The sequence below is a fragment of the Sorangium sp. So ce295 genome (genome assembly GCF_051527405.1).
GTDB lineage: Bacteria > Myxococcota_A > Polyangia > Polyangiales > Polyangiaceae > Sorangium > Sorangium cellulosum_B.
The window spans coordinates 8927612-8945812 of record NZ_CP150324.1; the positions used below are offsets into that span (position 1 = coordinate 8927612).

Below are 18201 nucleotides of genomic sequence, written 5' to 3' on the forward strand. Positions count from 1 at the left end.
CTCCGGAACCAGGCCCTTCTCGGCGTCTTCGGCCCTCCGCGCGCGTGGCTGGCTACGCCCGCCGGCGCCGCCGCGGCGTAATAGATGTCACCGGTGGCCGCGACGTGCTCCTGGGCCAGCGCACCCCGGTCACTCGAGCGCTCGAGCCTGCCAGCTCCCATGTGCTCCGAGCACCGACGACGAGCTCAGCGAAGCGGCCACCGCCGAGCCCGCCCCCCAGGACGCCTGCGCCTCAGGGGCAGCGCGGAGCTGTGTACTCGCCGCTGGGATCGGTTTCCCAGAGCGAGCCCACCCTGAGACGGAAGCGCACCTCGGCCTCGTCGATGGAGAGGATCTCGAGCGTGCCCGGTCCAAACGACCCACCACCCCACGGGCAGTCGTCCGGCTGCGGAGAGTAGGGCTCGCCCGTCTCGCTCATGTGGCTATAGCTGACGAGCGCTGGATCCTCGAGATCGTAGACGCCGACCTGCTGGTAGGCGCTGGGCAGCACGATGCTCAGCGCCCAGTGCCCGCCGCAGGTGAGATGCGTGGTCGGGGAGCCGCACGAGACACCGAGATCCGATGCACGAAGGAAGAGGTCATTGGGATCGAGCGCCGGGCCGCCGCCGCCCGACCCGCTGCTGCCTCCGACGTCACCCTGGCTCTCCCAGTACCGGTCCCAGAGCACCTCCATCTGAGCCCGCGTCAAGGCGACAGCCGGCAACGCATCACCTGGCTCACCGTCGCCCCCGGAGCTGCCGCTGCCCGCAGTGTCGATCGGGCCGCTCTCGACCGGCGGATTGGCGGGGTCGTTCGAACCGCTCTCGCCCGACGGATCGGCGGGGTCGTTCGCCCCGCCGTCGTCCATCGCGCCCTCGATGAAGCTCACGTCACAGGCGGCCAGCAGGAGGGGCGCCAGGATCCACAGCATGGAAGCGTTCTTCGTCGTCATGGCGTCCACCATTGCACGACCAGCGCCAACCTCATGGCAGACGAAAACCACGGCCAAACGACGGTGCAACACGCAACCTGTGCCGCGGGTGTGCCAGCGTGCGCCTGGACGCCCTGGCACCGTCCTCCGGTTGTGCCGCCAGACCCCTGGCGTCCCTGGGGGGCATCGTCACCACGATGAGGGATGAGCGACCGCGCGCGCGCTCGTCCGTCGCACCCCCGGCAGCGCCGGGGGTGCGAGGCGCGAGCTCACCACGAGGTCAGCTGAGCTTCGATCCTGTGCTGAGTCGCCTGCTCGTAATCGTAGGCGAACCCCAGCAGCTCAGCCTCGCTCCAGTGAGGGCCGACGAAGATCAGGCTGAAGGGAGCTCCGTCGCTGTATTGACCAGCGGGCACGACCACCCCGGGCAAGCCCGCGATGTTGATCGCGGACTCCGTCGTCGCGGGATAGGTGTCCGAGCCAGCCAGCTCCGGCACCGTGTCATAGGTCTGCGGAAACGCGAGGCCGTCCAGATCGTGCGTCGCCATCACGGAATTGAAGACGTTCACGTACTGGTCCCGCAGCGCCCAGAAGCCCGACAGATCGGGCGCGTCCTCGGGGAAGAGCAGCGAGGCGGCCAGCACGGGGAGCTCGTCGACGTACCAGGACAGCGGCCCTCCGACGGGATCGAACGGAGATATCCCCGTGAAGGCCGCCAGTCCGTCGATCGAGCCGACGACGGTCCCGCCGATCTTGACCCCCTTGAGGTAGCGCTGGAAGTCGTAGGCCACAGACTCGGTCCCTCGCATGTCATAGGGCTCATTGGGCAAGGCCAGAGCGGCGAAGCCGCTCCCGGCGAAGGGATCTTCGACGACGATCGCGCCTTCGTCCTCCAGCTCCTCGATCGTTTGCTCGTACAGCGCTTGCGTCTCGGGAGACAGGCCGCCGTTGCGCCACCCTGAGCCGTACAGGCCGATTCGCTTTCCGCAGAGGGCGGTCTTGCTCAGCTGGCTCGTGTAGCCCCCCACGGGCAGGTGTCCATTGGACAGGCTCGTCTTGGGGTCCTCCGGGGAGTAGCCCGCGAGGATATCCATCACCATGGCGGCGTCGCGGACAGTCCGCGCGATGGGGCCCACCACGTCCCTCGTGCTGCCGGCCAGGGGCACGACGCCGGCCGTGGGGACGAGGGCGAACGTCGGCTTGATGCCGACGAGGCTCTGCGCGGCCGCAGGGTTCTGGATGGATCCCCCCGTCTCCTCCGCGAGGCCAAGCACGGCGAAGTTGCCGGCCACCGCCGTGGCTGTGCCGCTGCTGCTCGCCCCGGGCACCAGGGTCGGGTCCACGGCGTTGTAGGTGGGCCCCGCCCAGCTGCTGTTCGCTCGGGTGCCGTCGTCGCTGAAGGCCGGGATGTTCGTCTTCCCGAGGATGATGGCCCCGGCGGCGATCAACCGATCGACGACGACGGAGTTCTTGATGGGGAGCAGATCGACACCGCCGGCGACCTGCGAGCTGAGCGGAGCCCAGCCCGCCGTCGACGGCAAGCCGACGTGATCCATCGACTCCTTGATGACAACGGGGATCCCGGCCAGGGGGCCGAGGGCCACGCCGTTCCTGCGCTTCCTGTCGATCTCGCGCGCCTGCGCGACGGCGTTCGGGTTGAACGAGGTGAACGCGTTGTAAGACGACTCGTACTGCGCGATCCTCGAGAGATAGGCGTTCGTCAGCGCCTCCGCCGTGTAACGGCGCATCAGGTACGCCCACTGCACCTTCGAGATCGTGAGCTCAGATACGTCGATAGCGGGGGCGCCAACGGAGGCGGTCGCACCATAGGTGGTGCTGGGAGCCCCTGCGGCAATACCAACGAACATGGCTGCTGCCAAGGCAGCGCCAGACAGAATGTTCTTGTTCACGATGGACTGCTCCCTCTCACTTCAGGACATCGACCCTATGCCGGATGGACCTCCGCCGTCGGGTGCCGATTCGGAACCTCGAGCTCGAATCACACGAGCACAGCGGACCAGAGCTCGACGAGGCATGGAATCGTCGCGCTCCGTTCGATCAAGGCCATGTGATGGCGCCCGTCGCCGAGGACGAATCGCCAACCCGTGACAATGACAATACCAACCCGTCCAGCGAACCAACTGGCTCGCACCATCTCGACGGTTCGTCGAGAGCCAATTTAGCTAGGATGTACAGCGGCCTTGAGCAGAAGATTCTTCGTGGCTTTTTACCAGCCAAGCAGGTGACACAGAGACAGAAGATGCGCGCCTTGAACGCGGTTGCTCTCCTACAAAGATGAAGAATATGCGAGAGCTAGGCGCATCATACTTCATGTAAGATATAGCAAGTCGGGGTTCGGTGGCAAGTTGATGTTCGAATTTTTTGAATAGCTTGGGATTGTCGCTGCCTCCCTCGTGCTCCATGTCTGGCGCTGGCCGCGCTGGCCCCTGAAGCGCGGCTTGCTGGCACGCACCGTGCACCGTGCCCCCGACGGGGCGGCGCATCGCCGGCAGCGACGGAGCAGCCTTGTGACCGGCTGTCATCGTCGTCATGGCGGCCAGCCGACGGTCAGCGGAGGCCTGCCCCGGGGTGGGAGAGCATTCTTTGGAACCATGGGTTCCGCTCCCCCTGGAAAACACCACCCAATCAACAGCTCACGCACCCATCGAAGGGGGCCTCCTTATACATACTCCAAAGCCTGCGGACGCTCGTCCACGTCGGCCCGGCTTCGCCCCCGGCGGGCGATGCTGCAGAGCCAAGCGCCGCGCGGCGCGCCGGCACACGTCACACGTCGTCCTCCCATGTCAGAGAAGTCGTCACTTGATCTGAGCTGCTTACGGAGGATCAGAACACCGGTCTCGGGGAACAGAGACAGGCCTCGAGGGGAGACAGGACTCAGAATCCGTCACAAGAAATCGCCCCATGGCTCCTCGCCCCTGCTGGACGGACGGCGGTGCGGCTGGCCACGGACACGGGGGCGACGCTCCGCGCCTCCCCGCACGTCGACCTCGACGGCCAGCCCCGGCGCTCGCCGTGGACTTTCACGGCCCAGGACGCCGATACTCGAGGGGATGCAACCAGGGGAAGTGCTCGGAGGCCGCTTCGAGATCGTGGGCCGGGCGTGCGCCGGCGGCATGGGGGCGGTCTTCCAGGCGGTCGATCGGCGCTCGGGCGAGGTCGTTGCCGTCAAGGTGTGCCTCGACGACCAGAAATCCGGCGACGAATCGCGCCTCTCTCGCGAGTCCAGGGTGCTCGCAGAGCTCTCCTGCCCAGGTATCGTGCGCTACGTCGCGCACGGGCTCGGCGCCTCGGGCGCGCCGTGGCTCGCCATGGAGTGGCTCGATGGCGAGGATCTCGAGCAGCGGCTCCAGCGCCGGGTGCTCACCGTGGACGAGGCGATCGCGCTCATGGTGGGCGCCGCCGCCGCGCTCGCGGCGGTCCACGCGCGCGGCGTCGTTCACCGCGATCTCAAGCCGAGCAACCTGTTCCTGGTGAACGGCGACGCCGCGCGCGTGAAGCTGCTCGACTTCGGCATCGCAGGGATCCCCGACGCCACGCGGCTCACGCGGACGGGCGCCTTCGTTGGGACCCCGGCGTACATGGCGCCAGAGCAGGCCCGGAGCGGGCAGGACGTCGACACGCGCGCCGACGTCTTCGCGCTCGGCTGCGTGCTGTTCGAGTGCCTCACCGGCCAGCCGGCCTTCTGCGGGGCTCACCTGATGGCCGTCCTCGCGAAGATCCTCCTCGACGAGGTGCCGCGGGTAAGCTCCCTCTGCCCCGGCGTCCCCCCCGCCCTCGACGCGCTCTGCGCCCGGATGCTCGCCAAGAACCCGGACGACCGCCCCCGCGACGGCGCGGAGATCGCCGCGGCGCTCGAGGCCATGGGCGTCTCCCCGCTGTCGCGCGCGCCGTCGGAGCCGCCGCCTTCGAACCTGCGCCGCCAGTCCTCGCTGACCCACAAGGAGCGGCGGGTGCTCTCGGTGGCGCTGATGGGACCCGGGCCGCGGCTCGCCGCTTCCCCGGGGCAGGCCGACTCCGAGACGGTGGTCGCCGTCGTGTCGCCGGAGCTGCGCCGGGAGATCGAGGCGCTCGGCGCGTGCCTGGAGCTCCTGGCGGACGGGTCGATCCTGGTGATCCTCCTGGGAGCGGGCGTGGCGACGGATCAGGCCGCGCAGGCGGCCCGCTGCGCGCTCCTGCTCCGCGCCGCCGGCGGGGACCGGCCGGTGGTCCTCACGACCGGCCGCGTGGAGGTCACGGGCGGCCGGCCCGTCGGCGACGTGATCGACCGCGCCGTCCGGATGCTGGCGCAGCCCACGGCGGCGCTCCCGGGCGCGCCGGCGGCAGGACGCGGGACGCCCATCGCCATCGACGAGGTGACCGCCGCGCTCCTCGACGCCCGCTTCGAGGTCGTCGAGACCGAGGCGGGCCTGTGGCTCCGGGGAGAGGAGCCGCTCGCCCGCGGCGCGCGCCTGCTCCTCGGCAAGCCCACGGCCTGCGTCGGGCGCGACTGGGAGGTGGCCACCCTCGAGGCCCTCCTCGCCGGGTGCATCGAGGAGTCGCGGGCGCGCGCCGTGCTCGTCACCGCGCCGGCGGGGCTCGGCAAGTCGCGCCTCGCCTACGAGATCATCCGCCGCGTCCGGCAGCGCGACGAGCCTGTCGCGGTCTGGATCGGCCGCGGCGACCCGCTCCGCAAGGGCGCCCCGTTCGGGATGCTGCGGCAGGCCCTCCAGGGCGCGTGCGGGATCCGCGACCGAGAGCCGATCGAGGCGCGCCGGGAGAAGCTGCTCGCGCGGGTGACCGAGCGCGTCCGCGCGGCCGACGCGCGGCGCGTGGCGGAGTTCCTCGGCGAGCTCCTGGGCGCGCCGTTCCCCGACGAGGACAGCGCGCCCCTCCGCGCCGCCCGCAAGGACGCCCCGCTGATGGGCGATCAGATGCGCAGGGCCTGGCTCGATTTCGCCTCGGCCGCGTGCGCCGCGCAGCCGCTCCTCCTCGTGCTGGAGGACCTGCACTGGGGCGACCTGCCCACCGTCCAGTTCATCAACGACGCCCTGCGCCGGCTCGTGGACCAGCCCCTCCTGGTGCTCGCCCTGGCGCGCCCCGAGGTGTACACGCTGTTCCCAGGGCTCTGGGCCCACAGGGATCTCCAGGAGCTCCGGCTCAAGGAGCTGAGCTCCAGGGCGGGCGCGCGGCTCGTGCGGCACGTCCTCGGCGACGGGGTGAGCGCCGAGACCGTGGCGCAGCTCGTGGCGCAGGCCGACGGCAACGCGTTTTACCTGGAGGAGCTCATCCGGGCGACGTCCGAGGGGAGCCAGGGCGCGCTCCCGGAGACCGTGCTGGCGATGGTGCAATCCCGGCTGGAGCGCCTCGACAGCGCGGCGCGGCAGGTGCTGCGCGCGGCGAGCATCTTCGGGCGGGTGTTCTGGCGGGGCGCGGTGGAGGCGCTGCTCGGCGGTCCCGGCGGCCTCTCCGGGCTCGCGGATCACCTCGATCGCCTCGAGCGGCTGGAATGGATCGGCGCGCGCGACGAGGCGAGGTTCGAGGGAGAGCGGGAGCTCGTCTTCCGCCACGCGCTCGTGCGCGAGGCGGCGTACGGGATGCTCACCGACCAGGATCGCGCGCTCGGCCACCGGCTCGCCGGCGAGTGGCTCCAGCGCGCGGCCGAGCCCTCGGCCGCGGTGATCGCGGAGCACTTCGATCGGGGCGGCGAGCCGCTGCGCGCCGCCGCGTTTTATCATCAGGCCGCGGCGCAGGCGCTCGCCGCGAACGACCTCGTCGTGGTGCTCTCGTGGACCGGGCGCGCCATCGAGCTCGGCATCAGCGGCGAGGCGCGCGGCGAGGTCCTCCTGCACCGGGCCGAGGCGCACCACTGGCGCGGCGAGCTCGTCGAGGCCGCGCGCTGGGCGACCATGGCGGTGGAGGAGCTGCCCCGGCGCAGCGCGCCCTGGTTCGCCGCCGTGCGCGAGGCCGCGGTCGTGCTGGCCCGGCTGGGGCAGCACGACCGCCTCGCCAGCCTCAGCGGCGATCTCGCGGACGCCTGGACGGGAGAGGGCGCGACGGGCCCGCTCCTGGCGGCGTCCGCGGGGACGGCGCTCTACCTGACGATCAGCGGCCTCTACGCGCACGCCACGCCGCTCCAGGCGCTCATCGACACCGCGGCCGAGCGCTTCTGCGACGACCCGGCCGTGAGCGGGGTCGTCCTCCGCGAGCGCGCCTGGCGCGAGCTGTACGCGGGCCGGCACGGCTCGGGCCGGGCGCTGCTCGCGCGCTCGGTCGCCTCCCACGAGCGCGCGGGGAACCTGCGCCTGGCGTGCTTCTGCCGGCTCGATCTCGGCTTCCAGGAGCACCAGCTCGGCGCGTACGCCGAGGCGGAGACCATCCTGCGCGGCGCGCTCGCGGACGCCGAGCGCATGGGCCTCGACGGCTGCATGGCGGTCGCGTGGAGCACCCTCGGCGCGCCCCTCTGCCGCCTGGGCGCGATGGACGAGGCGCGCGAGGCCCTGATGAAGGCCATCGCGTTCCTGGAGGCGCAGGGGGATCGCCGGCTCGCGGGCGCGTCGCGCACCTACCTCGCCGGGTGCCTGATGCGCGCGGGCGATCTCGCCGGCGCCGAGGCCGAGGCCCGGCGCGCCGTGGCGCAGCTGGAGAGGATAGGTCCGCTCGTCGTGCTGGCGCGGGCGACGCTCTCGGCCGTCCTGCTCGCGCGCGGCGAGACCCCCGAGGCGCTCGCCGAGGCGCGCGCGGCGGTCGCGTTGCTCGACCGGCTGGGCATGGTCGAGGAGGGCGAGGCGTTCGCCCGCCTGGTCTACGCCGAGGCGCTGTTCGCGGCGGGCGACCTCCCGGCGGCCCGGGCCGCCATCGCGCACGCCCGGACGAGGCTCCTCGATGCCGCCGCCCAGCTCGACGATGCTGCGCGGCGCGAGCAGTTCCTCCAGCGCGTCGAGGAGAACGCACGCACGCTCGAGCTGGCGCGCGCGTGGATCGACGAGGGGGGCTCCACGGAACGACGAGGGGTCTAGCGTCTATCGCTCTTCACGACGGAGATACACGGGCGGCTCACGCCGGCGAGATCGGCAGTTCCTTCGGAGAGCTCGCGGCCGCCGCGCCCTGCGCCGGCGCCGGCAGGGTCGGCCCGTCGAGCAGCGCTCCGACCGCAGCGAGCGCCGCGAGGAGGACGGCCGCCCCCGCCCACAGCGGGCCCGCGGCCATGTTCGGCGACGCGTAGAGGAACGCGATCGCGCCGAGCAGCGCCGCGAGGAAGAGCGCCGCGGCGAGCGCGCGCGCCCGGCGGGGGCGCGCCACGTCGTGAAGGACGTAATCCGGGTCGGTGCGCAGCGGGCCCTCGTCGGGCGAAGTCGCGGTGGACCGCCACTCCGGCGGCCGGAACCAGACAAGCAGCTTGCCGGAGAGGCGCGGCTCCGCCGCCGCCATGCGCGCGAGCCTCCGCCACGGGTCGACGTTGGCGCGCAGCGCGCTGAAGCTGGCCAGCGGCTGGACGACGCCATACCGAGGGGGCGCCCCCTCGGCGCGGAAGGTGCCGAACAGCCGATCCCAGACGATGAGCACGCCGCCGTGGTTCCTGTCGAGATACGCGGCGTCGACGCCGTGGTGCACGCGGTGATGAGATGGCGTGTTCAGCACCCACTCCAGCGGACCGAGGCGGCCGACGAGCCGCGTGTGAATCCAGAACTGATAGAGGACGTTCAGCGTATACGTCGTGACGACCATCCCCGTGGGGAAGCCGAGCACGGCGAGCGGCCAGAAGAACGGCCAGTACAAGGCCCGCTGGAGCCAGCTCTGGCGCAGCGCGACCGAGAGGTTGTAGTCCTCGCTCTGGTGGTGGACCGCGTGCGCGGCCCACATGAAGTTCACCCGATGGCTCGCGCGGTGCGCCCAGTAGTAGCAGAAGTCGACAGCGACGAAGCAGGCCGCCCAGCTCCACAACGCGCCCTCCGGCAGCCGCGCGAGCGCGGCGCGCTCGAAGAGGAAGAGATAGACGAGGACTCCGCCGCTCACGACGGAGACGATGACCTGCTGCCCGACCCCGCACGAGAGGTTGGCGAGCGCGTCGGAGAAGCGGTAGTCGCGGCGCCCGCGGCGGCGACAGAGCCAGAGCTCGACGCCGATGAGCGCGAAGAAGGCCGGCACCGCGAACAGGATCAAGCTCGGCGACATCTGCCGTCCTCCATGGAGATGGAGCCGCCGCGCGGCGGATCGGCTCGCGTCCGCCCAGTCTAGCCTGGAACCCCGCCGGCGCGCCCGGAGACGCACCACGCGAGAGGCGCCACGCCAGCCGGCCTCTTCCCTGTTGACGCTGAACCGTTTAAGTGGTCTGCCACGAGCCACGCCGGCGCGTGAGCGACCACCGGGAGCGGAGATTTGTATCGTCGCGGATCAGGGGGAGCTCGCCGCCGCCGCCGGCGATGCCACCCCGCGACGGTGGCGCAGCAGCTCGGCAGATCCCTGCGAACCGGACGCGCGCTCCGGGCGGCAGGGCTCAGCGATCCGTGAGGAACGACACTCGAACCCCATGAGGAACCGACCATGAAGAAGACCGTCTTGCTCGCTTTGGGTTTGCTCTCCCTCGCCGCGTGCTCCTCCTCCGACCCGGCGGACCCCGCGCCCTCCGGCGGCACGGGCGGGTCCGGCAACACCGGCGGCGGCGGGAGCGGCGCGACCGGCGGAAGCGACGCCACCGGCGGAAGCGACGCCACCGGCGGCGGCGGAAGCGGCGCGACCGGCGGAAGCGACGCCACCGGCGGCGGCGGGGACGGAACCGGCGGCGGCCAGGCGCTCGACTGCGCCCAGCAACCGGAAAAGTGCTACGTCCGCGCCGAAGGTAGTAAGCTCACGCTCGACGGGAAACCGTACAGGTATATGGGCACGAACTTCTGGTCGGCTCCCTACATCAGCCGCGAGCGCCTGCGCACCGAGCTCGACATCCTCGAGGCCCACGGCGCCCTGAACCTCAGGATCATGGCGCTCAGCGAGGGCGACATCCCCGCGGCGCAGCAGAACGATCAGAAGTACGGCCCGCAACGGATCTTTCCGGCATCATCCGACAAGCCGTGCGCCGATGCGCAGCTCGAGGCGTTCGCCGACAACCTCGTGACGGTGCTCGACGAGATGCACAGCCGCGGGATGAAGGCGGTGATGACGCTGAACGACTTCTGGCACTGGTCCGGCGGTATGCCCCAGTACATGAAGTGGGCTCACGAGCAGCCGACCCTCTCCTGCGGAGAGGACTTCAGCGCGTACCAGGTCGGCCTGACGCACCCCACGACGGGCGCTGCCCTGCTCGCGGCGGACCACCACGTGCCGTTCACCGGCTCGATCCGGTTCCAGCAGGGCACAGGCCAGGACTGCCAGGCCGTGGCCATCGGCGAGTGGGCCATCCCTCACTCGGGCACGCTCGATCCGAACACGAACCCGTGGCCCGACCAGATGGATCTCTCGTCGCTGTTCTTCTGCAACGAGAAGGCCCAGGAGTTCTACTTCAGCCGGGCCAAGGTCCTGATCGAGAAGCTCAAGGACCATCCGGGGATCATGGCGTGGCAGCTCGGGAACGAGCCGCGATCGTTCAAGGGCTGGGGCCCGCTCTTCAAGCTCTGGGTCGAGAGGAACGCGAAGTTCATCAAGGACATCGACCCGAACCACCTCGTCTCCATCGGCTCGGAGGGCGACCTGTCCTATAACTGGGGCGACTACGCCAACAGCGATTACAGGGCGTTCCACGACGTGCCCGGCGTCGATTACCTCACCTTCCACGTGTGGCCCGAGAACTGGGAGTGGTACGACCCGTCGCTGCCGATGGACAGCGCCGCCGACAAGGGGCTCCTGGCCGCCATCACCAAGAGCAACGGGTACATCGACGCGCAGCTCGCGCACGCGAGGGCGCTCGGCAAGCCGATCGTCGTGGAGGAGTTCGGGCTCGCCCGGGACGACAAGTCCGAGCCGGTCTCGTCGCCCGTCGCCAAGCGGAACGAGTATTACGCTTCCATGTTCGACGCCGTCGTCGAGAACCCGGAGCTCGCCGGCGTCAACTTCTGGGCCTGGGCCGGGATCGGGAGGCCGTCGGACGACGGCAACGACTACTGGCTCCTCGGCAACGACTACATCGGCGATCCGCCCCATGAGCTCCAGGGGTGGTACTCGGTGTACGATGACGACACGGAAACCTTGAATCTTATCATGAGCTACGCCGACCAGCTCAACTCGACGCAGTAGCGCCGGCGGCCATAACAGAGCCCCTATCCCATTCATCTCACGCGGAGGTCACCTTGATTCGTCGCTCCACCTTTCTCATGGCGTTGTTCTCGCTCGCGTTCTCGGCCGGCTGCTCGAAGCCGGATGAAGGCGGCGCGAGCGCGAACAAGCCCGAGGCAACAGCAGCCGCCAAGGGTGCGGAAGCCAAGGGCCCGGAGAAGAAGAAAGACAAGATCACGATCGGCTTCTCCATGGACACCCTCAAGGAGGAGCGGTGGCAGCGCGACCGCGACCTGTTCAAGGCGAAGGCCGAGACGCTCGGCGCCCAGGTGCTCGTGCAGTCCGCGAACAGCGACGACGCCCTCCAGAACTCGCAGGCGGAGAACCTGCTCACGCAGGGCGTCGACGTGCTCGTTGTCGTGCCCCACAACGCCAAGACGACGGCCACCATCGTCGAGTCGGCGCACAAGCAGGGCGTGCCCGTCATCGCGTACGACCGGCTGATCCTCGACTCCGACGTGGACCTCTACGTGTCCTTCGACAACGTCAAGGTGGGCGAGCTCCAGGCCGAGGCCCTCGTGAAGAAGTTCCCGAAGGGGAACTACATCCTCATCGGCGGCTCCCCGACCGACAACAACGCGAAGCTCTTCCGCGAAGGGCAGATGAACATCCTGAAGCCGCTCATCGACAAGGGCGACATCAAGACGGTGGCGGACCAGTGGGCCAAGGACTGGCAGCCGGTCGAGGGGCTCAAGATCACCGAGAACGCCCTCACCAAGAACAACAACAACGTCACGGCGGTCGTCGCGTCGAACGACGGGCTCGCGGGCGCGGCCGTCCAGGCCCTCGGCGAGCAGAAGCTCGCCGGCAAGGTCGGCGTCTCGGGCCAGGACGCCGAGCTCGCCGCCTGCCAGCGGATCGCGGCCGGCACCCAGAGCATGACCGTCTACAAGCCGCTCAAGCTGCTCGCCGAGAAGGCCGCCGAGCTCGCCGTCAAGCTGGCGAAGAAGGAGCCCGTCGGCGAGAAGACGCAGACGGTCAACAACGGCAAGAAGGACGTCCAGAGCGTGCTCATCACGCCGGTCGCCGTGGACAAGGACAACCTCGCCGCGACGGTGATCGCGGACGGCTTCCACAAGGTCGAGGACGTCTACAAGGACCTCCCCAAGGACCAGTGGCCGGCCAAGTAGGCCCCTAGCTGGACATCCAGGGCCCGGCGAGCGCCCCGGCCGCCGCGAGGCGACCAGCCGCCGGGTCAGGTCCGCCCCTCCCCCTCTGCGCCCGTCTCGACGGCCGCGATCCTCGATGAGGCTCTTCGCCCGGAGAGCCACCGGCACGCAACATCCCCTCTCACCCGCGGTCCGTGGGCGGCGCATCGTCCGAGGCAACCCCGCTCCGAACGGCGGAACGCGGCGCGTCGCCGGGGGCCTTGCGATCATGGCGATCGTCCGTGATCCAGGGGCTCCTCGAATCCGGTGCTTCCTGCGTGGACCGGAGCCGTGCGCTGGTCATGATGCTGCGCCCTCGCAGCGCCGCGCGAGGCAAGGAGACGCGATGTCCTCCATGAAGCGACGAGAGCCACGGAAGCACGGTCCGACCGCGACGGGGTCACGGCGCTCCGGCGAGGTGGCGTGATGAGGGCGGCCGTGTCCATGTGTCCGGACGTCCCGGGCTCGGCCCCGACCCTCTCCGGCGCCGCCATCCCCAGGTACACGCGCCCGTTGCTCATCCCGGAGGTCATGCCCCTGGCCACGGGGCTCGGCGCGGGCAGCGCGGGCAGCGACGCCTACGAGATCGCCGTCCGGCAGATCGAGCAGCACATCCTTCCACCCGAGCTGGGTTTGCCCCCGACGACCGTCTGGAGCTACGGCTCCGTCCATCACCCGGAGACGTTCGCCTATCCGGCGTTCACCGTCGAGGCGAGGTACCGCAGGCCGGTGCGGGTGAAGTGGATCAACGATCTCAGGGACCCTGAGACCGGCCGCTTCCTCCCTCATTTGCTCCCTGTCGACCCGACCCTGCACTGGGCCAACCCGCCCGGCGGGGCGCAGGGCCGCGACAGCCGGCCCGCGTTCCCTGGCGATTGCCCGCCAGGACCGTACCGGGGCCCGGTGCCGATCGTCACGCACCTCCACGGGATGGCCAGGATGGGGCAAGAGAACGACGGTTATCCCGAGGCCTGGTATCTCCCCGCGGCGACCGACATCCCCGAGGGGTACGCGGCGACGGGCACCTTCTACGACTACTACCAGCGCACGTCGCCGCTCGGGGGCCTGTGGGAGCCGGGCGCGGCCGTGTTCCAGTACCCGAACGACCAGCGGGCCGCGACGCTCTGGTACCACGACCACACGCTCGGCATCACCCGGCTCAACGTCTACGCGGGGCCGGCCGGCTTCTACCTGATCCGCGGCGGGCCGGACGATCTGCCGCAGGGCGTCCTGCCCGGACCAGCCCCGCGACCGGGAGACCGCCCAGGAGCGAGGGTGTACGAGATCCCGCTCTTGATCCAGGACCGCTCCTTCAACGACGACGGGTCGCTCTTCTATCCAGCGTCGCGCGGGCTCGCCCCCGAGCTCGCGGACATCTACATCCCGAAGGGCGATATCTCGCCGATCTGGGTCCCGGAGTTCTTCGGCGACGTCCTCGTCGTCAACGGCCAGGCATGGCCCTATCTGGAGGTCGAGCAGCGGCGGTACCGCTTCCGCATCCTGAACGGCAGCGCCTCGCGGTTCTTGATCCTGAAGATGGATAACGGCCTCCCGTTCTGGCAGATCGGCTCGGACGGCGGATTCCTCCCTTCCCCCGTGGAGCGCGGGACCCTCCTGCTCGCTCCGGCCGAGCGCGCGGACGTGATCGTGGATTTCAGCGGCGTCCGCGCCGGCGCCGAGCCCGTCCTCCTCAACCTCGGTCCGGACGCGCCGTTCACCGGCGGCCCGCAGGCCGCCGCCGATCCGGCGACGACAGGGCAGGTGATGCAGCTCCGCGTCGTGCCGGCGACCGGCGCGGACTCGAGCACGCCACCGCACCGGCTCGCGCTGCCGCGGCTCGCCCCCCTCGGAGATGCGGCGCTCGTGCGCCAGGTGTCCCTGAGCGACCTGAGCTCCGCGCTCCGGCCCGACGCCGGCCTGAGCGTGGCCGCGCTGGGCACGCTGGAGCCTCCTCCGGGCTCCCGCGCGGCGAGGCCGCTCTTCTGGCACGATCCCATCACCGAGAACCCGGCCCTGGGATCGACCGAGGTGTGGGAGATCTACAACTTCACCGTGGACGCGCACCCGATCCACGTCCACGAGGTCCACTTCGCGATCGTCGATCGCCAGCCGTTCGACGGCGCCCCGCGCCCGCCGGAGGCCGGGGAGGAGGGCCGCAAGGACACCGTCGTCGCGCTGCCGTTCGAGATCACGCGCATCAAGATGGTGTTCGAGAGCCCCGGCCGGTTCGTGTGGCACTGCCACATCCTCGAGCACGAAGACAACGAGATGATGCGGCCTTACCAGATCGGTCCCACGCCGCCCGGGATCCCGACCCGCTGATCCCGCCCCGCCTGACGCCGCGCGACGTCGCGCGGCCCCGCGCACGCCTCGCGCGGCAGCGCAGGTCCTGCGAGCGCCCGGCCCGGTCCCGGTGCGTGCCCGCGCTCATCAGCCCGCCGAAGGCCCCGCGCGCTCCAGGATCCGACCCGCTCCCCGAGGTGCATCTGGAGCAGGCTCGTCAGCTATGCGGCCTGCTTCTTGCTGCGCGCATGCTCACTCGAGCACGTCGCCACATCCGAGGAGACCATGAGCGCCCCGTCGGTCCTGCCTGAATCCGATCCCGTACGCCCGGTCCGCGAGCTCATCGATGCAGCGTTTCCTGAGGCGCGCGTCGAGGAGATCACCCTCCTCGGACCCGACAACCCCTCGGGCCACGACCAGACCGAGAAGGCCGCCGGCTACGGCGTACCCCGCCGGATCACGGTGGCGAGGCCCGATGGCTCCAGGCAGAAGCTGGTCCTGCACACGTCGACGGCGGACGCGTTCGGCCACGACAGGCGGGCGGATCGCGCGGCGGAGGCGCTGCTCGCCTTCGACACCTTCGGGTCGATCCCGGCGCACGTCGAGGTCGTGGACGTCGGCTCGCTGACGCGCGACGGTCACTTCCTGTCCCTGCGGGACGCGGGCGAGTTCTATCTCCTGACCACGTACGCGGAGGGAGACGTCTACGCCGCGGATCTGCGCCGGATCGCGAGGGAGCGGCGCGCGGGCCCCGAGGATTTCGCGCGCTGCGAGGCGCTCGCCAGGTACCTCATCGCCCTCCACGGCGCGAAGGGCGCGCAGCCGGGCAGCTACCGCCGCGCGGCGCGCGATCTCGTGGGCCACGGTGAAGGCATCTTCGGCATCATCGACGGCTATCCGGACGACGTGCCCGGCGCGCCGCCCGAGCGGCTCCAGGCCATCGAGCGGCGCTGCGTGGCGTGGCGATGGAAGCTCCGCGGCCGGGATCATCGGCTGGCCCGCACGCACGGCGATTTCCACCCGTTCAACATCGTGTTCGACGAGGCGTCGCGGCTCACGCTGCTCGACACGAGCCGCGGGTCCCAGGGCGATCCCGCGGACGACGTCACCTGCCTCGCCATCAATTACGTCTTCTTCGCGCTGGACGCGCCTGGTGCGTGGGAGGGCGGCTTCCGCGCGCTGTGGCGGCGGCTCTGGGAGGTCTACCTCGGCTCGGGCGGCGCCGCGGGGCTGCTCGACGTGGCGGCGCCGTTCCTCGCGTGGCGCGCGCTCGTGCTGGCCAACCCCGGGTGGTACCCCGCGGTCACGGCGCGGGCGAGGGACGCGCTGCTCTCCTTCGTGGAGCGCGCCCTCGACGCGCCGCGCTTCGATCCGGACGACGCCGAGAGGCTCTTCGCGTGAGCGGCGGGGTCGTCTGGATCACGGGGCTCCCGTCGTCGGGTAAATCGACGCTGGCCGCGCGGGCGCACCGGGCGCTGCTCGGCGAGGGGCGGGCGAGCTGCCTCCTCGACGGGGACGAGGTGCGCGACGCCCTGGTCCCGCGGCCCGGCTACGACCCGCGCGCTCGCGACGATTTCTACGAGACGCTCGCGCGCCTCGCGGCGCTGCTCGCGCGCCAGGGGCCGATCGTGATCGTCGCGGCGACGGCGCACCGCCGCGCCTACCGGGAGCGCGCCCGCGCGCTCGCGCCGCGGCTCATCGAGGTCTACGTGGACGTCGCGCCGGCGACCTGCAGGGAGCGCGACCCGAAGGGGCTCTACCACGCGGCAGGCGCCGGGGAGATCGGCGCGCTCCCGGGCGCGGGCGCCGACTACGAGGCGCCGCTCGCGCCGGAGCTCGTCGCGCGCGGCGGCGAGGACGAGGCGGCGCTCGCGGCGCTGCTCGAGCGCGCGAGATCCTGGTCCGCCTCGGCGGGGGCGGGGCCGTGATAAACACGGTCACCGTGCCCGCGCAGGAGACGCTCTTCGACGAGATCAAGCGGTACGTCCGCTTCAGCGAGCAGGACGAGCGCTGGCTCGCCGTGCTCCGCGCGCACGCGGAGCCGCACTTCCCCCGCATCGCCGACGAGTTCTACGATCGCATCCGCGAGCACGAGGGCGCGCACGACGTCTTCACCGGCGAGGAGCAGGTGGAGCGGCTCAAGCGCTCGCTCGTCCGCTGGATGACGCGCATCTGCACGGGGCCCTACGACGGCGCGTACTTCGAGGAGAGCGCGAAGATCGGGCGGATCCACGTCCGGGTGGGCCTCCCCCAGCGGTACATGTTCACGGCGATGACGCTCATCCGGCTCGCGTTCCACGAGATCGCCCAGGGCGCGCTCGGCGCGGAGGTGATCCCGGTCAGGGCGGCGGTGAGCAAGGTGCTCGATCTCGAGCTCGCCATCATGCTCGAGACGTACCGCGACGACTTCCTCGCGCGCGCGCAGCGCGCCGAGCGCCTGGACCGCGAGGAGGTCGGCCGCACGCTCGCGCGCACGGAGCACCGGTACAAGAGCGCGGTCGAGCTGGCCCGCGTCCTCGTCGTGGGCCTCGACGCGCACGCGATCGTGCGGCTCTTCAACCGGGAAGCGGAGCGGATCACGGGGCTCGCGCGCGAGGACGTGCTCGGGGTGCCGTTCGTCGAGGCGCTCCTCCCCGAGGAGATCCGCGCGGATCACGGCGCGCTCGTGGAGGACGTCGCCGCTGGCCGCCGCCCCAGCGTCGATCTGCTGGAGAGCATCGTGCGCACGCGCGCCGGCAAGATCCGCGATCTGCGCTGGCAGCTCGCGTACGCCCCTTCCGCGGCCGACGACGAGGTGGTGCTGTTCGCGATCGGGCAGGACACGACCGACGAGAACGCGCTCGCCGCGCGCGTGCGCCAGAGCGAGAAGCTCGCCGCGGTGGGGACCCTCGCGGCGGGCCTCGCGCACGAGATCAGGAACCCGCTGAACGGCGCGCAGCTCCACGTGACCTTCCTCGAGCGGGGGCTCGCGCGCGCCGGCCTGAAGGACCCGGACACGCTGGAGGCGATCCAGGTCGTCCGCGACGAGATCCGCCGCCTCTCGGCGCTCGTCAGCGAGTTCCTGGACTTCGCCCGGCCGCAGCCGCTGTACCTCCGGCCGACGCCCGTCGTCCCGCTCTGCGAGCGGGCGGCGCGCGTCGCGGCGTCGTCGGACGGCGCCGGCGCGCAGGCCGCGGTGAAGGTCGACCTGCCCTCGACCGACATCGTGCTCGACCTCGATCCGGCGAAGATCGAGCAGGTCCTCTTGAACCTGCTCCGCAACGCGATCGAGGCGGTGGACGCGTCCGGAGGCGGCACGGTCACCCTCCGCGCGCGGCGGCAGCCGCGCCACGCCGTCGTCGAGGTGGAGGACGACGGCCCCGGGATCGCGAGCCCGGACGCGCCGATCTTCGATCCGTTCTTCTCGACGAAGCCGAACGGCACCGGGCTCGGGCTGGCGATCGCTCACCGCATCGTCACCGATCACGAGGGGACCATCGAATTCCAGAGCCGCCCGGGGAAGACGCTCTTCCGCGTGACGCTCCCGCTGCGCCGCTCCGGCTGACCTCCGCCGCTCTCCTGGCTGGCCGCGCGCGGCGGCGGCCCGAGGGCTGGCAC

At 71.0% G+C, this 18201-nt stretch carries 10 protein-coding genes; 7 read left to right on the forward strand and 3 right to left on the reverse strand.

Going from position 1 to position 18201, the window contains the following annotated elements; genetic code table 11:
• Window positions 1-232 precede the first annotated feature (232 nt).
• Together WMF11_RS33780 and WMF11_RS33785 are read right to left on the reverse strand one after the other, a co-directional pair.
• On the reverse strand, window positions 233-931 hold the full coding sequence (locus WMF11_RS33780) for a hypothetical protein (RefSeq protein WP_437973657.1): 699 nt from the start codon (window positions 929-931) through the stop codon (window positions 233-235).
• Between the two features lie 248 nt (window positions 932-1179).
• Complete coding sequence (locus WMF11_RS33785) at window positions 1180-2778, reverse strand: amidase (protein ID WP_437973658.1); 1599 nt, start codon at window positions 2776-2778, stop codon at window positions 1180-1182.
• Between the two features lie 1203 nt (window positions 2779-3981).
• Here WMF11_RS33785 and WMF11_RS33790 point away from each other — a divergent pair.
• Window positions 3982-7926: a protein kinase domain-containing protein gene (locus tag WMF11_RS33790; protein ID WP_437973659.1), complete on the forward strand. Its 3945-nt coding sequence runs from the start codon at window positions 3982-3984 to the stop codon at window positions 7924-7926.
• Window positions 7927-7963: 37 nt separating this feature from the next.
• On the opposite strand, the gene WMF11_RS33795 is transcribed toward WMF11_RS33790, so the two are convergent.
• Window positions 7964-9082 (reverse strand): sterol desaturase family protein, encoded by a 1119-nt coding sequence (locus WMF11_RS33795; protein WP_437973660.1) that lies wholly within the window; start codon window positions 9080-9082, stop codon window positions 7964-7966.
• 702 nt (window positions 9083-9784) lie between these two features.
• Here WMF11_RS33795 and WMF11_RS33800 point away from each other — a divergent pair.
• From WMF11_RS33800 to WMF11_RS33825, 6 genes are all read left to right on the forward strand, one after another.
• Window positions 9785-11134 (forward strand): glycoside hydrolase 5 family protein, encoded by a 1350-nt coding sequence (locus tag WMF11_RS33800; RefSeq protein ID WP_437973661.1) that lies wholly within the window; start codon window positions 9785-9787, stop codon window positions 11132-11134.
• A 77-nt stretch (window positions 11135-11211) separates the two neighbouring features.
• Entirely contained in the window at window positions 11212-12303 is a 1092-nt protein-coding gene (xylF, locus tag WMF11_RS33805; RefSeq protein WP_437911049.1) for a D-xylose ABC transporter substrate-binding protein, read from the forward strand.
• 462 nt (window positions 12304-12765) lie between these two features.
• Window positions 12766-14643: a multicopper oxidase family protein gene (locus tag WMF11_RS33810; RefSeq protein WP_437979364.1), complete on the forward strand. Its 1878-nt coding sequence runs from the start codon at window positions 12766-12768 to the stop codon at window positions 14641-14643.
• A gap of 246 nt (window positions 14644-14889) precedes the next feature.
• On the forward strand, window positions 14890-16005 hold the full coding sequence (locus WMF11_RS33815; protein ID WP_437973662.1) for an aminoglycoside phosphotransferase family protein: 1116 nt from the start codon (window positions 14890-14892) through the stop codon (window positions 16003-16005).
• On the forward strand, window positions 16002-16532 hold the full coding sequence (locus WMF11_RS33820) for an adenylyl-sulfate kinase (protein ID WP_437740382.1): 531 nt from the start codon (window positions 16002-16004) through the stop codon (window positions 16530-16532). The genes WMF11_RS33815 and WMF11_RS33820 overlap by 4 nt, the downstream gene beginning before the upstream one ends.
• A 14-nt stretch (window positions 16533-16546) precedes the next feature.
• Entirely contained in the window at window positions 16547-18148 is a 1602-nt protein-coding gene (locus tag WMF11_RS33825; protein ID WP_437903362.1) for a protoglobin domain-containing protein, read from the forward strand.
• Window positions 18149-18201 lie beyond the last annotated feature (53 nt).

Coding starts and splice junctions, on each gene's coding strand:
- xylF (WP_437911049.1), top strand. CDS start 11,212: ATGGCGTTGTTCTCGCTCGCGTTCTCGGCCGGCTGCTCGAAGCCGGAT.
- WMF11_RS33810 (WP_437979364.1), top strand. CDS start 12,766: ATGTGTCCGGACGTCCCGGGCTCGGCCCCGACCCTCTCCGGCGCCGCC.
- WMF11_RS33785 (WP_437973658.1), bottom strand. CDS start 2,778: ATGTTCGTTGGTATTGCCGCAGGGGCTCCCAGCACCACCTATGGTGCG.
- WMF11_RS33815 (WP_437973662.1), top strand. CDS start 14,890: ATGAGCGCCCCGTCGGTCCTGCCTGAATCCGATCCCGTACGCCCGGTC.
- WMF11_RS33795 (WP_437973660.1), bottom strand. CDS start 9,082: ATGTCGCCGAGCTTGATCCTGTTCGCGGTGCCGGCCTTCTTCGCGCTC.
- WMF11_RS33790 (WP_437973659.1), top strand. CDS start 3,982: ATGCAACCAGGGGAAGTGCTCGGAGGCCGCTTCGAGATCGTGGGCCGG.
- WMF11_RS33800 (WP_437973661.1), top strand. CDS start 9,785: ATGGGCACGAACTTCTGGTCGGCTCCCTACATCAGCCGCGAGCGCCTG.
- WMF11_RS33780 (WP_437973657.1), bottom strand. CDS start 931: ATGACGACGAAGAACGCTTCCATGCTGTGGATCCTGGCGCCCCTCCTG.